At 68.6% G+C, this 17,977-nt stretch carries 18 protein-coding genes; 9 read left to right on the plus strand and 9 right to left on the minus strand.

All coding sequences use genetic code 11. The annotated features are described in order from the left end of the window. Positions 1-11 precede the first annotated feature (11 nt). Positions 12-767 (minus strand): hypothetical protein, encoded by a 756-nt coding sequence (locus ABL312_RS02060; RefSeq protein ID WP_349359718.1) that lies wholly within the window; start codon positions 765-767, stop codon positions 12-14. A 361-nt stretch (positions 768-1,128) separates the two neighbouring features. Between ABL312_RS02060 and ABL312_RS02065 the strand changes: the two genes are divergently transcribed. Next, positions 1,129-2,397 carry a L,D-transpeptidase family protein gene (locus ABL312_RS02065; RefSeq protein WP_349359719.1) on the plus strand — a complete coding sequence of 423 codons (1,269 nt, stop codon included), beginning with the start codon at positions 1,129-1,131 and terminating at the stop codon, positions 2,395-2,397. Positions 2,398-2,420: 23 nt separating this feature from the next. On the opposite strand, the gene ABL312_RS02070 is transcribed toward ABL312_RS02065, so the two are convergent. Continuing rightward, positions 2,421-3,116 (minus strand): hypothetical protein, encoded by a 696-nt coding sequence (locus tag ABL312_RS02070; RefSeq protein WP_349359720.1) that lies wholly within the window; start codon positions 3,114-3,116, stop codon positions 2,421-2,423. A 268-nt stretch (positions 3,117-3,384) separates the two neighbouring features. On the opposite strand from ABL312_RS02070, the gene ABL312_RS02075 reads away from it, so the two are divergent. Continuing rightward, complete coding sequence (locus tag ABL312_RS02075; RefSeq protein WP_349359721.1) at positions 3,385-4,017, plus strand: LysE family transporter; 633 nt, start codon at positions 3,385-3,387, stop codon at positions 4,015-4,017. Between the two features lie 50 nt (positions 4,018-4,067). On the opposite strand, the gene ABL312_RS02080 is transcribed toward ABL312_RS02075, so the two are convergent. From ABL312_RS02080 to ABL312_RS02095, 4 genes are all read right to left on the minus strand, one after another. After that, positions 4,068-4,349, minus strand: coding sequence for a hypothetical protein (locus tag ABL312_RS02080; RefSeq protein WP_349359722.1), 282 nt, complete (start codon positions 4,347-4,349; stop codon positions 4,068-4,070). A 165-nt stretch (positions 4,350-4,514) separates the two neighbouring features. Further along, a complete protein-coding gene (locus ABL312_RS02085) occupies positions 4,515-5,042 on the minus strand; it encodes a TIGR02301 family protein (RefSeq protein WP_349359723.1) in 528 nt (175 codons plus the stop codon). Then, a complete protein-coding gene (locus ABL312_RS02090; protein ID WP_349359724.1) occupies positions 5,039-5,521 on the minus strand; it encodes an NUDIX domain-containing protein in 483 nt (160 codons plus the stop codon). Before ABL312_RS02090 ends, ABL312_RS02085 begins: the two co-directional genes overlap by 4 nt. Positions 5,522-5,596: 75 nt before the next feature. After that, on the minus strand, positions 5,597-6,103 hold the full coding sequence (locus ABL312_RS02095; protein WP_349359725.1) for a hypothetical protein: 507 nt from the start codon (positions 6,101-6,103) through the stop codon (positions 5,597-5,599). Between the two features lie 322 nt (positions 6,104-6,425). Here ABL312_RS02095 and ABL312_RS02100 point away from each other — a divergent pair, with 322 nt between their 5' ends. Further along, the gene (locus ABL312_RS02100) at positions 6,426-7,226 is read left to right on the plus strand and encodes an SOS response-associated peptidase (protein ID WP_349359726.1); all 801 of its coding nucleotides are present in this window, start codon (positions 6,426-6,428) and stop codon (positions 7,224-7,226) included. Between the two features lie 32 nt (positions 7,227-7,258). Here ABL312_RS02100 and ABL312_RS02105 read toward each other — a convergent pair whose 3' ends face one another. Both ABL312_RS02105 and ABL312_RS02110 read right to left on the minus strand, forming a co-directional pair. After that, the gene (locus ABL312_RS02105; RefSeq protein WP_349359727.1) at positions 7,259-7,636 is read right to left on the minus strand and encodes a GNAT family N-acetyltransferase; all 378 of its coding nucleotides are present in this window, start codon (positions 7,634-7,636) and stop codon (positions 7,259-7,261) included. A 63-nt stretch (positions 7,637-7,699) separates the two neighbouring features. Continuing rightward, positions 7,700-9,124: an FAD-binding oxidoreductase gene (locus tag ABL312_RS02110; protein ID WP_349359728.1), complete on the minus strand. Its 1,425-nt coding sequence runs from the start codon at positions 9,122-9,124 to the stop codon at positions 7,700-7,702. Between the two features lie 218 nt (positions 9,125-9,342). Between ABL312_RS02110 and fabI the strand changes: the two genes are divergently transcribed. Both fabI and ABL312_RS02120 read left to right on the plus strand, forming a co-directional pair. Next, positions 9,343-10,161, plus strand: a complete 819-nt coding sequence (gene fabI, locus ABL312_RS02115; RefSeq protein ID WP_349359729.1) for an enoyl-ACP reductase FabI — start codon at positions 9,343-9,345, stop codon at positions 10,159-10,161. A 101-nt stretch (positions 10,162-10,262) separates the two neighbouring features. After that, positions 10,263-10,952, plus strand: a complete 690-nt coding sequence (locus ABL312_RS02120) for a histidine phosphatase family protein (RefSeq protein ID WP_349359730.1) — start codon at positions 10,263-10,265, stop codon at positions 10,950-10,952. A gap of 28 nt (positions 10,953-10,980) precedes the next feature. On the opposite strand, the gene ABL312_RS02125 is transcribed toward ABL312_RS02120, so the two are convergent. After that, complete coding sequence (locus ABL312_RS02125) at positions 10,981-11,244, minus strand: DUF1344 domain-containing protein (RefSeq protein WP_349359731.1); 264 nt, start codon at positions 11,242-11,244, stop codon at positions 10,981-10,983. Between the two features lie 271 nt (positions 11,245-11,515). Between ABL312_RS02125 and ABL312_RS02130 the strand changes: the two genes are divergently transcribed. From ABL312_RS02130 to dxs, 4 genes are all read left to right on the plus strand, one after another. Beyond that, positions 11,516-12,739, plus strand: coding sequence for a DUF3095 domain-containing protein (locus ABL312_RS02130; protein WP_349359732.1), 1,224 nt, complete (start codon positions 11,516-11,518; stop codon positions 12,737-12,739). 149 nt (positions 12,740-12,888) lie between these two features. Continuing rightward, positions 12,889-13,983, plus strand: a complete 1,095-nt coding sequence (aroC, locus tag ABL312_RS02135; RefSeq protein WP_349359733.1) for a chorismate synthase — start codon at positions 12,889-12,891, stop codon at positions 13,981-13,983. A 59-nt stretch (positions 13,984-14,042) separates the two neighbouring features. After that, positions 14,043-15,362 carry a 3,4-dihydroxy-2-butanone-4-phosphate synthase gene (gene ribB / locus ABL312_RS02140; RefSeq protein ID WP_349359734.1) on the plus strand — a complete coding sequence of 440 codons (1,320 nt, stop codon included), beginning with the start codon at positions 14,043-14,045 and terminating at the stop codon, positions 15,360-15,362. A gap of 594 nt (positions 15,363-15,956) precedes the next feature. Further along, complete coding sequence (dxs, locus tag ABL312_RS02145) at positions 15,957-17,876, plus strand: 1-deoxy-D-xylulose-5-phosphate synthase (RefSeq protein WP_349359735.1); 1,920 nt, start codon at positions 15,957-15,959, stop codon at positions 17,874-17,876. The last annotated feature ends 101 nt before the right edge of the window (positions 17,877-17,977 follow it).

A 17,977-nucleotide genomic window follows, 5' to 3' on the forward strand; every position in this document is an offset into this window, starting at 1 on the left:
CGAATGGGGGCTCAGGCCGGGTTCGGCAGCGAGCGGCGCCCGCCGAAAGACGCGGAGAGATTGGCGATCCGCGCGCGGGCCGGGATCGGCTTGATCGTGAACAGGCGGGGAATGCGCTGGTCCTGCGCGTCGCTCGCCAGCGCCAGCAGCGCCTCGATCTGCTCGCCGACCCGGCGGTGGGTCTCCGTCTCGATGCGCACCCGGCGCCACACATGGCGCTGGACGACGAGATCGAGACAGGTCTTCAGGTCCGCGATCAGAAACTCCAGGTCGAGCGTCGGCAGGCCGAGATAGGCGCGCAGCTCGTCGAAGATCGATTTCAGCACCGCCGCGTATTCCATCTCCGCCGAGCGCGGATTGAGCTCGTTGATGTCGAGACACTGGATCTGCGCTTCCTCGCGCGCGGTGTCGACGAAGGCGGCGATCTGCGCGGCGGTGAGCTTGCAGGTGCCGTCCTCGAGCGCCAGCTGTTTCATCAGCAGCGAGGCCTCGAAGATATCGAGGATGCGCCGCGAGAGCACATGCACGAGATCGCGCAGGGCGCGCTCCTGCGCCGGATTGCACTCCACGAAGCTCATCTCGATGATGTCGAACAGGCCGGTCTCGAAGGCCTCGCTGACGTTTCGAAAGCACGGATTGGCCTGCAGCAGGCGGTTGACGACGGGAAGCGCGTCCGCCTCGACCGGGCAATCGGACATGCGGATATCGTTGATGTCGGTGAACATGGGCTGGGCCGTGCGGTCCGGTGTCGTTTGCGTGTTGAACACAGCGGTCTCCTTCGCGGGCGCCGGGGGCCGCGTTGCAAGTCGTGTCTTGTGTGGTGTGCCGGCCGGGAAGGCGACCGTCTTGGTTAAAAGATTCCGAATCGCATTCTGAGTCGCAACGAAGAAGTGCTTGGGTTTTGCAAGGTTGTTTGTAGTCTGTGTGCAAGTTTTGTGTGGACAGGTGCGAATCGTCGCGTCCCGCGCGCGGAGTCACGGACCTGCCATCCTGTGATCGCCATCACGCCATCGTGAGCGGAAATGGCGGATAGCTTGGGCGGACTAACCGGAGATTCACCGGCGTCAGGTAAAACAACCGGCGGTGATACGCCGAAGAGCGGGGCTGTGGAGCGGGATGGGTACGCGTATGAGTAAGGTGACCGAGAGCGCGCGCGGCGCGCAAGTTGGCCGGCGGCCTGTCCGCACGATGATGCTGGTCCTGGCGCTTGCGGGACTGAGCCTGCCGGCCGTGGCGCGCGATGCGGGGCCGATGGTCTCCGTGGCGGGCGACCATGAGCGGGAGGGCAAGCAGCAGGTCGAGGCGCCGCTTCAGATCCTCGTGTCCCTGAAGGATCAGAAGCTTGACGTCTATCGCGGCACGCAGCTGATCGACAGCTCGCGCATTTCCTCCGGCAAGCGCGGGCATTCCACGCCGACGGGCATCTTCAGCATTCTGGAGAAACGGCGCCGGCATTTTTCCAATCTCTACGACAATGCGCCGATGCCCTACATGCAGCGGCTGACCTGGTCGGGCATCGCCCTGCACGAGGGGCGGGTGCCGAACTATCCCGCCTCGCACGGCTGCGTGCGCCTGCCGAAGGGGTTTGCGAGCAATCTCTTCGGCATGACGGAGCGCGGCGGCCATGTGGTGATCACGCGCGAGCGCACGCGGCCCGACGGGATCCTTCATGCCGCGCTGCCACGGCGCGACATCAAGGGCACGGAAGTGGCGAGCCTGGATGACAGCGTGCTCGGGCTGCGTCCGGCGCTGCCCGGAGTTGCGGCCGACGGCGAGCCGCGAACGGTGGCCGCGATCGGCAAGGATGCGGCGGCCGACGCGCGCGAGGCCGGCGATCCCTTGCGCATCCTGATCACGCGGACGACCGCGCGCGAGCGCATCCGCGACATGCAGCGCGTGCTCGACCGTCTGGGCTATGCGCCCGGTCCCGTCGATGGCGTGATGGGTCGCAAGACGCGCGCCGCGATCCGGCTGTTTCAGGAAGGCGCCGATCTGCCGGTCACCGGCGAGCCGACCGATGTCGTGCTGCGGCGTCTCTATGCCGAGGCCGGCGAGGCGGGCCCGGCGACGGGGCGTGTCTACGTGCGCCGCAAGTTCAGGGAGATCTATGCCGGCAATCTGGTCCTCAAGGCCCCCGACGCGCCGCTCGGCACGCATCTCTACACGCTGATCGACGCGGGCGGCGGCATCAGTTCGGGGCGCTGGATGAGCGTCACGGCCGCCGAGGCCGAGGGAGCGAGCGCGGCCAGCGTGCTCGACCGGATCGAATGGTCCCCGCAGGCGCGCCGCTTCGTGGAGGATCGCCTGACGCTCGGCACGTCGCTGATCGTCACCGACCGGCCCTTCCGCCTGCATTCCGGTCTCGGCACGGATTTCGTCGTCACCACGCGCCAGTAACCGGACCGGCGGTCGCCGGCGGCTCAGTCGCCGGCGACGAAATAATGCAGCGTGCCGTCGGGACCGATGCCGACGCGGTAGAAGGTCCAGGTGCCGGTGATGTCCATCTCCGCCATGTCGCCCGCCGTGACGAGCTGATAGAGCTCCACCTTCTGCTCGGCGGTCAGCGTGTCGAGCGGCGTGCGGGCGAAATAGGGCCAGATGTACATCTCCTGCGCCGTGCCGACGTCGGCATGGACGTAGCCCGCCTCCAGCACCTCGATCAGGATCGCCAGGATCTCGTAGCCGTCGTCGTCGCCGGCGGCGGCCTTCAGCGTCTCGATGGGATCGCCCATCTCGGCGAAGGTGAGGGTGGGCATCATCTCGTTGCCCTCCAGCACCATGCGCAGCCGGTCGAAGTCGCCGGCATGGGCGGCCTCGAGCAGCTGCGCGCGGGTGCGCGCCACCGGCTTCGGCAGACCCGCCTCGCCGTAGCGGATGTCCGGCGCGGGCCCGGGCGCGGGGCGCACCGCGTCGGAGGGCACGTCTGCGGCCCCGTCGGGGGACGCGGCCAGATCGGGATCGACCGGGATGCCACCCGCGCCGCCCGGCATTTCGGGCGGGTCGAGCTGGATGCGCTCGGTCTGCACGCGCGTGTCCTGCGCGGCGTGCGCGGCCGCCGGCGCGGCGATCAGCGCGCAACTGGCAAGACCCACGAGAAGCGTGCGCGGCAGGGGCATGATCACCTCGTCTTTCGTTCGCTCGTCTCCGGCGCCCGCGACCCTAACCCAAGGCCGCACCGGCGCAAACACGCATCTCCACGGTGGGCGAAAATCGTCCGCGCCGCATGAGCTTCGTGGGGCTGGGAGGTTGTGAAGCCGCGCGCTTCTGCGCTAAGGGGAGCGACGGGGATGTTGCCGCGCCCGCCTCCCGTCCCGGAGCGCGCGGGCGCGCGGGCAGGGTCGTGGGCCGGGGGCTGCGCCGCGCCGACGATCCGGAGAGCGAGCGGTGCTGTCAGACACGTTTTTCTTTCTGATCGGGATTGCCATCGGCCTCGCGACCAGCGCCCCGGTCGGCCCCATCAACATCGCGGCCATCCAGCGCGCCTTTCGCTACGGCTTTCTGCCGGGGCTGTTCGCCGGTGCCGGCGCCGTTCTCGCCGACGGGCTCTATGCCACTTTCGCCGCCTTCGGCATCACCGCCGTGTCGGACTTCGTCGAGACCCACAGCGCGCTGATCCAGACCGCCGGCGGCATGCTGGTCATCCTGTTCGGAGCGAAGGTGCTGATCGCCCGGCCGCACATGCCCGCCGACGACGCGCCGCCCACCGGGCTGGTGTCCGGTCTCGTCACCGGATTCGCCATCACGCTCACCAACCCCGGCGTCGTGCTCGGCTTCATCGCGATCTTCGGAAGTCTGGGGAAATGGGCCCCGGATCCCGGCAATTACACGGGCGCGGCGCTGATGGTCGCCGGCGTGGTGACCGGCGCGCTCGCCTGGTGGGTGTTCATTTCCGCCGTCGTGTCGGGCCTGCGCGCGCGCATGACCGACGACTGGCTCGTCTGGATCAACCGGATCTCGGGCGCCTTGCTGATCCTGTTCGGGATCGGCATTTTCGCCCATCTCTATCTCGCGGGCTGAGCGCGCCTGCCGCGCATCGCAGCGGGCCGGTCGCCCCGACGGCCGGATCGTCAGTGCAGGGGCTTGAACAGCGTGTAATCGCCGCGCCGGACGCGGGAGGGCAGGTCTTCCGCCATCTGCGCCACCGCTTCCTCGCCAAAGGTGGTCACCAGATCGGCGAAGGCGGTGAACAGCGCGGCATGGGCAACGGCGGCCGAATCAATGCCCGAGGCGACGGCCTCGGCGAAGGCGTCGTCGATGTAGCCGAGCGCCATCTGCCGGATTTCCCGGTCGGTCACGATGCCGTCCTCGCCCTCGTCGCTCTCGATGTCCAGATGGTCGTTGTCTCGCATGACGCCTCGCGCGGTCGGTGTGAACCCTCGGGACAGGTATGGGGGAGTCGGGGCGCGGTCGTAAACGCTTCGTTAACGCATTCGCTCGAATTCCGGCCAATATGGTTAACGCCGACGACCCGCGCGGCGCGCCGAAAAACGCGCGGAGACCCCGGAGCCGGAGGGTCAGCGATTGTAGCGGGTGGTGACGTCGCGAATGAGGGCGCCGCCTTCCTCCACATAGCGCGCAAGCGCGGCCTCGGCGGCCGGCGTGCAGCGGCGGTACACCGAGGAAAAGCCGCGATAGCCCTGGTTGAAGCGCTCGATGAAGCGGCGCTCGCGGGCCTCGTCGCGCACTTCCGCGTCGAGCAGCGCGCGCATCTGGTCGCGCCACAGCGTCCCGTCCTCGCCCCCGCACAGCGGACGCAGATAGTGCAGCGCGCCCAGGATCTCCGACAGCCGCATCAGATCCGCCTCATAGGGCGGGTCGTCGCCGGGCGCCTGCGCCTGCACGGGCGCGCTCCATGCGATGACCGCGAGGCCGAGCGCCAGGGTCAGCGCCAGCACGGCGCCCGCACCGCCAGCGGCCCGGGCCCGGTGCGGCGAGGTGGCGGAGAAGGGTCGGAAGACGCGCGACATGGGCGCCAAGATGCGGCCCTTCGGGCGGCGGCGCAAGGGGATTGCGGCGGCGCGGCCCATGTCGAACCGGCTCACGCGGGCGACCGGTCCGGATCGGGATCGGTGCCCGGATCGGCCGGCGTTTCGCTGCCGAGAAGGCGGCGGATGCGGTCCGCCGTCCCGGGTGTCATGGCCCGGTCCGCCAGACCGGCGAGCGTCACCCAGGCCGCATCGTTGGCGTCGTCGCCGGGACGCAGCCGGCCGCGTGGCGTGCGCGCGAGAAAAACGGAGATCTGGAAACGCGTCGCCGTCCCGGTCGCCGCGTCGATGTGGCTGAGGTCGACCCGGTCGACCGGCTCCGGCACCAGCGTCGCCGTCAGGCCGGTTTCCTCCAGAAGCTCGCGGATCGCGGCCGCCGCCGGCGGTTCGCCCGCCTCGATGCTGCCGCCCGGCAGGCTCCAGTGATCGCGGTAGGGATCCTTGCCGCGCCGCACCAGCAGCACCCGCCCGTCGTCGGCGACGCACATCACGCTGACCCCCTGGCGCACCGCCGGATCGGTGCCGGCGGCGCTCATCCGCGCGTCTCCGGTGCGGCGGGGCGTCCGCGCCCCCCTTCCGGCCACGAGCCAGCTCCCGTACAGCACATCATGTCAGGCAAAGAGCGCATCGATGGAGGCTTGCGAATCGGCGTCCGGGTCGTCCCGGGCGTCGAGCTGGCCATGGATGATCGCGCTGGCACTGGCGATCAGCGGCTTGATTTCCTCCACGGTCTCGAAGGCCAGGGCTTCCGCGACGCCTGGAACGTCGTCGGTGGCGCGCAGCCGCCCCTGCTTTTCGCAAACCGCCGTGTCGAGCGTCGCGACCACATCCTTCAGCGCCCGGCGCACCGCATCCGGCGCGGCCTGAAACGCCTCGATCGCAAGCTGCTTTTCGGTGAAGCCGGAGGCCTGGAAATGCGCCTCGTAGCTCAGCGGTTCCCAGGCGAGCACGTCCTCGGCGCAGTCCGGCATCGCCGGGAGCATCTCCAGCACCATGACCACTTCGTTGAAATGGTTGAGATAATCGGTCGCCAATCCGGTATTCGGATTGATGTTGGCGGCCGCGAGCCGTTCGGCGCTCAGCCGTCCCTTGCCCAATATCCCCTGCGTCTCGCCCATGAATCCGTCTCTTGATCCGCGTCGGCGTGACGATAGCCCGCGCCGGTTTCGATTTTGCTAATCCTCAGAAGGCGATACCCTTGCCGGCGGACGAGAGGGCGCGGGGGGCGTGAAACGGGCCCCTTCGGGATGTAACGTCGCGATACGATTGCAGCGCAGCGCCGTGCGACGTCGCTGTCCCATTTCCGCGCCGGAAGATGCCGCGACGTAGAATGCCGCGCCGGGAGGCTCTGCGCTGCATGGACGAGGCGCGAGACAAGCCGGCGCGCAAGACAGACCGGCGCGCAAGACAGACCGGCGCGCAAGACAGAAAGGCGGGATCATGTGCGGACGGTATGCGCTTTCGGCAACGCCGCAGGAGGTGCGGGCGCTCTTCGACCATGTCGACACGCCCGAGTTTCCCCCGCGCTACAACATCGCCCCGACCCAGCCGATCGCCACCGTGCGTCTGTCGGGCAACGCGCGGCGTTTCGCGCTGGTGCGCTGGGGGCTGGTGCCGGGTTGGGTGAAGGACCCGGCGAGCTTTTCCCTGCTGATCAACGCCCGCGCCGAGACGGCGGCGGAAAAGCCCTCCTTCCGCGCCGCCATGCGCCATCGCCGCTGCCTCGTGCCGGCCAGCGGCTTTTACGAGTGGCACAGGCCGCAAGGGGGCGCCAAGCAACCCTACTGGATCCGCCCGCGCGACGGCAGGCTCGTCGCCTTCGCCGGTCTGTGGGAGGAATGGTGCGATCCCGACGGCGGGGAGATCGAGACGGGGGCGATCCTCACCGTCCCGGCGAACCGCACCATCGGCGCGATCCATCACCGCATGCCGGCGGTCATCGCGCCGCAGGACTTCGATGCCTGGCTGGACGTGCGCTCCACGCCGCTGGCCGAGGCCTGCTCCCTGTTGACCTCGCCGGCGGAGGATCTCTTCGAGGCCGTGCCCGTGTCGACGCGCGTCAACAGCGCGCGCATCGACGACGAAGAGCTGACCCGCCCCGTCGCCCCGGAGGCAGACTCGGAAGCTGCACCCGAAGCTCAACCGCAGGCAAAGGCCGGGACGTCCCCCGCGCCAAAACCCCGCAAGGCCGCCTCCGGCGCGATCTCAAAAGCCGACGACGATCAGCTCGACCTCTTCTGACGTCGCGACCGGAGCCGGAGGCCGGTCTGTCGTTACAGGTCGAAGACCGACCCGCTCCGGGTCAGGCCGAGCGCCTCATAGTACCAATCCTCGTCGGACAGGACGTAGACGGGGCGATCCGGGTGATCCTGCTTGATCCGCGCGAGCAAGGCTTTCCCGTGGCCGGCCCGGCGCGCGTGCGGTGCCACATAGAGTTCGCTGACGTAGAGGCCGAAGCCGTCGACCACGGCGCGCAGATAGCCGCACACGCACCCCCGGTCGGCGCAGAGATAGGTCCGGCTGGTCGACAGCGCGGTCTTGAAGACCTCGAGCGTGTCCGCCTTCGTGAAATCGGCCCAGTCGGGATCGCGGCCCAGCAGGGCGATCAGCTCGTCCTCGAAGCGCGCGTCGTAGGCAAGGATGGTCGGCATCGGGTGATCCCCGCCCTTCGGTTTGCGGTGCGCCGCGCGACGCCCGGGGGCGGGGGCGTTCCGTCAGAGAATCCGGCCCGGATTGAGAATGCCGTTGGGATCGAAGGCGGCCTTCACGCGGCGCATGAGGTCCATCTCCACCTCGCTCTTGACCGTGCCAAGCAGATCGCGCTTGAGCCGACCGATGCCGTGCTCGGCGGAGATCGACCCGCCATATCTGGCGACGATGCCGTGCACGACCGCGTTCATCTCGTCCCAGCGCGCGAGATACGCGGCCTTGTCGGCGTCGACCGGCTGGCTGACGTTGAAGTGGATGTTGCCGTCGCCCATGTGGCCGAAGGGCACTGGCCGGCAGCCGGGCACCAGCGCCTCGACGGCCGCGATCGCCTCGTCGAGGAAATCCGGCACGGCGGCGACCGGCACGGAGACATCGTGCTTGATCGAGCCGCCTTCCTCGCGCTGCACCTCCGACATGCCGTGGCGGATGTGCCAGAAGTCGGCCGCCTGCTGGACGGATTCGGCGAGCGCGGCATCCTCCACCAGCCCAGCCTCATAGGCCTCGCCGAGGATCGTTTCCATCAGGTCGCGGGTCGGGTTGCCCCCGTCCGCGCCCTCGGTGCCCGACGACAGTTCGATCAGCACATACCAGGGTGCGGCGGTGGCCAGCGGATCGCGGGCGCCGGGCAGGTGTCGCACGGCGAATTCCACGCCGATGCGCGGCATCAGCTCGAAGCCGGTGAGCATCGCGCCGGCGCGCGCGCGGGCGGTCGAAAACAGCGCCAGCGCATCGCGCGGAGAGGCCAGCGCGACGAAGGCGACGTCCTGGGCGCGCGGCCTGGGGAAAAGCTTCAGCACGGCGGCCGTGATGATCCCCAGCGTGCCTTCCGAACCGATAAACATTTGTTTCAGATCGTAACCGGTGTTGTCCTTGCGCAGGCTCCGGAGCCCCTCCCAGATGCGCCCGTCGGGGAGCACGACCTCGAGTCCGAGCACCAGATCGCGGGTGTTGCCATAGGCCAGCACGGCGGTGCCGCCGGCGTTGGTGGCGATGTTTCCGCCGATCTGGCAGGAGCCCTGCGAGCCGAGCGTGAGCGGGAACAGCCGGTCCGCCGCATCGGCCGCGTCGTGGATCGCCTGCAGGGTGCAGCCGGCCTCCACCGTCATCGAAAAGCCGTCCGCATCGATGTCGCGAACCCGGTTCATGCGGCTCAGGCTGAGCACGATTTCCGTAGCGGAATCATCGGGAATCTGGCCGCCGACGAGACCCGTGTTGCCGCCTTGCGGAACGATCCTGAGCCCGGCCTCATTGGCCACCTTCAGGATCTCGGCGACCTCCTCGCGGCCGCCCGGGCGCAGCACCATCGGCGTCTTTCCGACATAGAGGTCGCGCCATTCGCGCAGATAGGGGGCGGTGTCGGCTTCGGCGCGCAAGGCGTTGCGATCGCCGACGATCTCGATGAGACGGGCATGGACTGCGGGGTCGGTCATGGGGATGGGACGCCTGATCATTTTCGAACGTTTGAGCGCAAGAGCCATATCACATTTCCCGCCTCCGTCGACCGCCCGGACGACGTGTCGGGTGGCTTGAAGGCAAGGGGGGGCTGTGCCATAGGAAGCGCTCCCGGCCGCAGGGTGTGCGGAGCGGGGGGCGCGGCGGCGCGCACAGCGATCCGCCGGCGCCAGAGTGAGCGTGCAGGAGAATTGGCATGGCGGTGACACAGGGACTGATGGCTGGCAAGCGCGGGCTTATCATGGGCGTCGCGAACAATCGGTCCATCGCTTGGGGGATCGCCAAGGCGCTGTCGGATGCCGGCGCGGAGATCGCCTTGACCTATCAGGGCGATTCGCTGCGCAAGCGGGTCGAGCCGCTGGCCGCGGATCTCGGCGCCATCGTCGCCGGCCATTGCGACGTGACCGACGAGGCGTCGATGGATGCCGTGTTCGACACGCTCGCCGAAAAATGGGGCAAGATCGACTTTCTGGTGCATGCGGTGGCCTTCTCCGACAAGGACGAGCTGACCGGGCGCTACGTCGACACCAGCCCCGGCAATTTCGCGCGCACCATGCAGATCTCCTGCTACTCGTTCACCGCGCTGGCGCAGCGTGCGGAAAAGCTCATGAGCGACGGCGGCTCGATGCTGACGCTGACCTATTACGGCGCCGAGAAGGTCATGCCGCATTACAACGTCATGGGGGTGGCCAAGGCGGCGCTTGAGGCGAGCGTGCGCTACCTCGCGGTCGACCTGGGCAGCCAGAATATCCGCGTCAACGCGATCTCGGCCGGGCCGATCAAGACGCTCGCCGCGTCGGGCATCGGCGATTTCCGCTACATCCTGAAGTGGAACGAGTACAACGCCCCGCTGCGCCGCTCGACGACGATCCAGGAAGTCGGCGACGCCGCCCTGTTCCTGCTGTCCGATCTCGGACGCGGTGTCACCGGCGAGATCCAGCACGTGGACAGCGGCTATCACGTGGTCGGCATGAAGGCCGTCGACGCGCCCGACATTTCCGTCGTCAAGGATTGATCGAATCGCGGCACGCTCTGCGTATCTGACGCAGACCCGCGCGGCCCATGCGGTCGCGTGCCACCGCGAGCGCGGGCGCCCCGGGGCGCTCCGAAAGGACCATGACAGCGATCTCCGATACAGTGACAGCGAAGGCGGACAAGACCGTCGACCCGGATGCGCGCGATCCCGCGCGGCCGGGCGCCGAGGCGCGTCCGGTGCCGCCCTTCCTCGTGTTCGTCCGCCACGGGCAGACCGACTGGAATGCGGAAGGCCGCATGCAGGGTCAGAAGGATATTCCGCTCAATGACACCGGCCGCGCGCAGGCGCGGCGCAACGGGCAGGCGCTGCGCGCGCATCTCGAGGCGCTCGGCATGGCGGCGGACGATCTGATGTTTCTCGCCTCGCCCCTGTCGCGCGCGGTGGAGACCATGCGCATCCTGCGGGGCGAACTGGACCGGGCGGACGACGATTTCTTCTGCGACGAGCGCCTGCGCGAGATCACCTTCGGCGCGTGGGAGGGCTACACCATCCCCGAACTCGCCGAGCGCTCGCCCGATCTCACCGCGCGGCGCAAGGCCGACAAATGGGGCTTCGTGCCGCCGGAGGGCGAAAGCTACTCCATGCTCGCGAACCGCATCGACGCCTGGCTGGCGACGGTGACCCGCCCCAGCGTGATCGTGTCGCACGGCGGCGTGATGCGGGTGGTGCAGGGACGGCTGAAGGGCATAGCGGAAGCCGAGATCCCGCGGCTCGAAACGCCGCAGGACAGGTTTCTGGTCTGGGACGGCGCGGATCTCGCCTGGGTCTGAGCCGCGCGCGACCCGATGCCGCGCGGCGCTATTGCTCCAGTACCTGCAGGTCGACGAGCACCTTGTCGCCGTTCTCCTCGTCGAAGAAGGCCAGCACGGCCTGTCCCGGCTGCAGATCGTCGACGAAGAAATCGACCGGATAGCGGTAGCGCTCGCCGTCGGACAGTTCGATCTCCGAGGCTTCCACGTCGACGGCGACAATCGTGGCTTCCACTTCTCCCGCCAGCGCGGCGCCAAGCGCCAGAGCGGAAGCGACGACGGCGGCCAGCGCCGCCAAGACGATACGGGTCATGTCTGAAAAGCTCCTGAAGCGACGCGTCCCGATGCGCCGCGCTGTCTTCCTTAGACCGAAACCCTGCGCCGGCACAGCGGCAAAATGACGGCAGGCGCACCCGCCGCCGTCGCCGCGACCGGTCCTTCGGGCCTTCACATCTTCGTGTGATCGCCGGGCGGCGGAAGCCCGGCCGGGAGCGCTCCGCGTATACCCGGGCAAGAAGCAGGACTGCGACAATGACCGGGGTTGGCGGGGCGCGAACGGCATCCGATGGGAGTGGCGCAAGCCGATGGACGCACTGAAGGGCCACGAGAGCGACCCGCACGGCAACGACGATCCGCAAGGGGCGGGAGACATCGACCGATTCTATGAGGACCTGCCCGCGTTCGACGATTTCGCGAATGTCGCGGATCCGTCGGTCTTCGCGGCGATCCCCGACGACTGGACCGTGCTGTGCGCCGATATCGTGCGCTCGCGCGCGGCGATGGCCGAAGGGCACTACAAGACCGTCAACATGATCGCGGCCTCGGTGGTCGCCGCACTGGTAAATCTCGATCCCGAGCGACAGGTGCCCTTCGTCTTTGCCGGCGACGGGGCGGCGGCGGCGGTGCCGCCCGATCTGGTCGGCCCGGCGCGCCGCGCGCTCGCGACCTTGCGTCTGCTCGCCCGCGACACGGCCGGTCTGGAGCTGCGCGCGGCGGCGATTCCCCTGGCCGACCTGCGCGCCGCCGGCGGCGATCTTCGCGTCGCGAAGTTCCGGCTGAGCCCGGCGAACACGCTCGCCATGTTCGCCGGCGGCGGGATCGCCCTTGCCGACACGATCCTGAAGGACCCGGCGCGCGTCGGCCCGTATGACATCGCGCCGGAGGCGGGGGCGGCGGCCTCGCTCGACGGCCTGTCCTGCCGGTGGGAGGCGATGCGCGCGCGCAACGGTCACATCGCGACGCTGCTTCTGCGACCCGGCAGCGAGGCGGGGTCGCTGTCGCGCATCCTTGCGGAACTGGGGCGCCTGCCGGGTCTCGATGTGGCAGGGCGGACGCCGGCGAGCGCGCCGGTGCGGCGCGAAGGGCTTCGGTTCCGGTTTCCCCCGAGCGGGCTGATGCGCGAGGCGCGGATCGTCGGGTGGCGGCGCGGCGTCGTCCGGGCGCTCGGGCGGGCGCTGTTTGAGTCCGTTGCCTTTCTGGTGGCGGTGAAGAGCGGCCGGCGGGTCGGGCCGCTGGAGCCGGATGCCTATCTCGACGACCTCGTGCGCAACACCGACTACCGCAAGTTCGACGACACGCTGCGGCTCGTGCTCGACGTCGACGCGGACCAGCTCGCCGCGCTGCGCGCCTATTTGGACGACGGCGTGCGCGCCGGGCGGCTCTCCTACGGCCTGCACGTGTCGGATTCCGCCCTGATGACCTGCCTGGTGACCAGTCTCGAGGACGACCGGCACATCCACTTCGTCGATGGCGCCGACGGTGGCTATGCGCGCGCGGCCGAGGACCTGGAGCGCCGTCAGGCGGCGTGAGCGCCCGCATCGCGAGCGGGCGATCCGCAGCGTCGGTCCGCGCTTTTGTCGGTTCGACGGCTTTCCCTTGAGCGCTTCCGCCTTTAGAAGACGGTAGCGGGCCGGACAACGGCCCGGCCCCGAGCACCGTTTCATCCGGAAATCGTCAGATGTCGCATAACACCTTCGGCCACCTGTTCCGCGTTACCACCTGGGGCGAGAGCCACGGCCCGGCGCTCGGCTGCGTGATCGACGGATGCCCGCCGCGCCTGCCGCTGACGGAGAGCGATATCCAGGCCTTTCTCGACCAGCGCAAACCCGGCCAGTCGCGCTTCACCACCCAGCGGCGCGAGGCGGATCAGGTGCGCATCCTGTCCGGCGTGATGGAGGACGACGACGGCGTGCAACGCACCACCGGCACGCCGATCTCGCTGATGATCCAGAACACCGACCAGCGGTCCAAGGACTACGGGGAGATCAAGGACCGCTACCGGCCCGGCCACGCCGATTTCACCTATGACGCCAAATACGGCATTCGCGACTATCGCGGCGGGGGGCGCTCCTCGGCGCGCGAGACCGCCGCACGGGTGGCCGCCGGCGCGGTCGCGCGCAAGGTGATCGAGGGCATGCGGGTGCGCGGCGCGCTGGTGCAGATCGGCCCGCATGCGGTCGATCGCACGCGCTGGGACTGGGACGAGATCGGCAACAATCCCTTCTTCTGCCCCGACGCCACCACCGCCGCGCGCTGGGCGGAATATCTCGACAGGATCCGCAAGGACGGCTCCTCGGTGGGCGCGGTGATCGAGGTGGTGGCCGACAATGTTCCCGCCGGCCTCGGCGCGCCGCTCTACGGCAAGCTCGATCAGGACATCGCCGCGGCCCTCATGTCCATCAATGCGGTGAAGGGCGTGGAGATCGGCAACGGCTTCGCCGCCGCCAGCCTCACCGGCGAGGAAAACGCCGACGAGATGCGCCTTGGCGCGGACGGGCGTCCGCAATTCCTGTCCAACCACGCCGGCGGCGTGCTGGGCGGGATTTCCTCCGGCGAGCCGGTGGTCGCGCGCTTCGCCGTCAAGCCGACCTCGTCGATCCTGACGCCGCGCAAGTCGGTGAACCGCGGTGGCGACGAGGTGGATGTGCGCACCAAAGGGCGCCACGACCCCTGCGTCGGCATCCGCGCCGTGCCGGTGGGCGAGGCGATGCTCGCCTGCGTCCTGGCCGATCACCTGCTGCGTCATCGCGGTCAGGTCGGTGACTTTCAGTAATACTGAAAGACCGCTTGTTTTTCATTGTCACTGAAAAGTCTGTCCGTTAGGGTGTCGCCATGCGTCTCGACGAATGGCTGGCCCAGGCCAGGGAAACCCGCTCCGCATTTGCCCGTCGCGCCGGTCTGTCGCCGGCCGCGGTCACGGCCTTGTGCAAAGATCCCGGCGTGTGGGTTTCGCGCGACAGCGCCGAGCGCATCGCCGCCGCCACCGGTGGCGCGGTGACCCCGAATGACCTTCTCGGCTTGAAAGGACCCAAGGCCTTGGATCAGTCCCAGACCCGCGTCGCGGACGCGATCCGCGCATTCGAGCGCGGCGAAATGCTCGTCGTCACCGACGACGACGACCGCGAGAACGAAGGCGATCTGATCGTCGCGGCGTCGCTCGTCACGCCGGAGCAGATGGCCTTCATGGTGCGTCACACCTCCGGCATTGTCTGTGCGCCCATGACCCGGGAAACGGCGCGGCGGTTGCGCCTCGATCCCATGGTGGCGACCAATGACGCCCCGCTGGCGACCGCCTTCACGATCTCCGTCGACTATCGTCACGGCTTGACCACCGGCATCTCCGCCGAGGAGCGCTGCTCGACCGTGCGCGGGCTCGCCAATTCCAATGCGGGCGCGGAGGATTTCGTGCGTCCCGGCCACGTGTTTCCGTTGATCGCGCGCGAGGGCGGGGTGCTGATGCGCTCCGGCCACACGGAAGCCGCCGTCGACCTGTGTCGCCTCGCCGGCGTCGAGGAAGTCGGCGTGATCTGCGAGCTGGTCAATGACGACGGCACGGTCAAGCGGGGCGCGCAGGTGGCGGAATTCGCCGCCGAGAACAACCTGAAGATGGTGTCCGTGGCCGATCTGATCGCCTGGCGCCAGCGCACCGAGCGTCTGGTGGAGCGCGTCAGCGAACAGCCGGTCGAGACCGTGGCGGGCCCGGCCTATGCCGTGACCTATTCCACGCCCTACGACCCCATGCACCATGTGGCGATCGTCTATGGCGACATTCTCGATGGGCGGAATGTTCCGGTGCGGCTGCAGCTGGAATCGGTGCTCGACGACGTCTTCGGCGAAACCCGGGTGCTCGACGACGTGATGCGCGATTTCGCCGGGCGCGGACGCGGCGTCGTCGTCTATCTGCGCGAGGGCTCCGTCGGCGTCGCCCGCCAGACGCGTCGTCCGCGCTCCGATCTGGCGGCGGCTGAACTGGAGGAGCATCAGTCCGCGCAGGCGCGCGAGGAGCAATGGCGCGAGGTCGGCCTCGGCGCGCAGATCCTCAAGGATCTGGGCGTGAACTCCATCACCCTGCTGGCGTCGCGCCAGCGCCACTATGTCGGTCTCGAGGGATTCGGCATCGTGATCGAGGGCACGGAGATCCGCGAGATCTGAGCCGTCTGGCGCGCGCTCTCCCGGGACGGGCAGGGCGCGGGCCGCGGTTTCTCGCTGCCCCTCCCTCCGTTCGTATCCGTAGGCTCGTATACGGAGGGGCGTCTGCGGAGGCAGCGGGCGCAATGGCGACCCTTGCGCCACCCTTGCGCCTCACGGTGCGACCCTGCCGAGGCGGCATATATCGGTCCGATGGACATCGGGGATTGATCCGACAAGACCCGGTCGCGCGGGGCGCGCCGCACCTGCCAAGAGCTTGATCACGCTGTCGGAATCAAAAAAAGAGGCCGTGCCAAGGCACGGCCTCAAGTCGATCACTGTGCACGTGGCCCCATCGACCACAACTTCTATTTAGTAGTTTCCGTCTGGATTTTCATCACCCAAATGGGTGAGGCGTGCCGATTATATCCAAAAAAACCTAGGTATTTTGGACAGGGTGTTTTGTCGCGGGAGCCTGGCCGGGGTGGTGCCCCGACGAGCGGAGCGGCGGGCAAAGGGCCTTTGAAGACAGGGAATTTGCGCCTTATGTGCCAATGATGATAAGGAGCGCGCTTGGCCCCACGCGCGCTCGCGCCCCCGACATTTGGGATCACAACCGTGTATCAGCGCCCCTCAACGCCGCTTCTCGACAAGGTCGCCACGCCGGCCGACCTGCGACAGGTCTCCGAAGCCGATCTTCCCCGGCTCGCCGAGGAATTGCGCGCCGAGATGATCGACGCCGTCTCCGTGACCGGCGGTCATCTGGGCGCGGGGCTCGGCGTGGTCGAGCTGACGCTGGCGCTGCACTATGTGTTCGAGACGCCGCGCGACCGCCTGATCTGGGACGTCGGCCACCAGTGCTATCCGCACAAGATCCTGACGGGGCGGCGCGACCGCATCCGCACCCTGCGTCAGGGCGACGGCCTGTCGGGCTTCACCAAGCGCGCGGAGAGCGACTACGACCCCTTCGGCGCGGCGCATTCCTCCACCTCGATCTCGGCGGGGCTCGGCATGGCCGTGGCGCGCGATCTCGATGGGGAAAAGAACAATGTCATCGCGGTGATCGGCGACGGGGCCATGTCGGCCGGCATGGCCTATGAGGCGATGAACAACGCCGGCGCGCAGCACTCGCGCCTGATCGTGATTCTCAATGACAACGACATGTCGATCGCCCCGCCGGTCGGGGCCATGAGCGCTTATCTGGCGCGTCTCGTGTCGGGCCGCACCTATCTCACCCTGCGCGATGCCGCCAAGCAACTGGCCAAGGCCCTGCCGCGCCAGCTGCAGCAGAAGGCGGCGCGGGCCGAGGAATACGCCCGCGGTTTCTGGACCGGCGGCACGCTGTTCGAGGAACTGGGCTTCTATTACGTCGGGCCGGTCGACGGACATAACCTCGACCACCTGCTTCCCGTCCTGAAGAACGTGCGCGACACCCATCAGGGGCCGGTGCTGATCCACGCCGTGACGCGCAAGGGGAAGGGCTACGCGCCGGCGGAGAACTCCGCCGACAAGTATCACGGCGTCGCCAAGTTCGATGTCGTCACCGGCAAGCAGTCCAAGCCCAAGGCCAATGCGCCGTCCTACACCCGCGTCTTCGCCGAAAGCCTGATCCAGGAGGCGCAGGCCGACGACAAGATCGTCGGCGTGACCGCGGCCATGCCGGACGGCACCGGGCTCGACCTGTTCGGCGAGGCCTTCCCCACGCGCATGTTCGACGTCGGCATCGCCGAACAGCACGCGGTGACCTTTTCCGCCGGCATGGCGACGGAAGGCTACAAGCCGTTCTGCGCGATCTACTCCACCTTCCTGCAGCGCGGTTACGACCAGGTCGTGCACGACGTGGCGATCCAGGGCCTGCCGGTGCGCTTTCCCATCGACCGGGCCGGTCTCGTCGGGGCGGACGGTCCGACCCATGCCGGCAGTTTCGACACCGCCTATCTCGCCTGCCTGCCGGGCTTCGTGGTGATGGCCGCCGGCGACGAGGCGGAATTGCGCCACATGGTCGCGACCGCCGCCGCCTATGACGAGGGGCCGGTGTCCTTCCGCTATCCGCGCGGCGAGGGCATGGGCGTCGATCTGCCCGAGCGCGGCGAGGTTCTGGAGATCGGGCGCGGGCGCGTGCTGCGCGAGGGCAGCAAGGTGGCGCTCCTGTCCTTCGGCGGGCGCTTGCGCGAGTGCCTGCTCGCGGCCGACGAACTCGACGCCGCCGGCCTGTCGACCACAGTTGCCGACGCGCGCTTCGCCAAGCCGCTCGATACGGATCTGATCCTGCGGCTGGCGCGCGAGCACGAGGTGCTGATCCTCATCGAGGAGGGCTCGGTCGGTGGTTTCGCCAGCCATGTGCTGCAGCTGCTCGCGAGCCGGGGCGCCCTCGATGCCGGCCTCAAGGTGCGGCCCATGTGCCTGCCGGATCGCTTCCTCGATCAGGACAAGCCGGAGCGCATGTACAAGGATGCCGGGCTCGACGCCGAGGGCATCCTGAAGACCGCCTTCGAGGCGCTGGGCGCGTCGGCCGGCGCCGCCGCCCGCCGGGCCTGACCGCGCGCGGCGCAAGCTATGCGGCACGCGCCGCAGGCATGCGTTTCGTCTTGATTGACAAGCCTGAAGTCGTCTGAGACGGTCGCACCAAGTCGCGGACG

Origin of the sequence: Stappia sp., assembly GCF_040110915.1 — a bacterium.
In the GTDB taxonomy this organism is placed as follows: Bacteria; Pseudomonadota; Alphaproteobacteria; order Rhizobiales; family Stappiaceae; genus Stappia.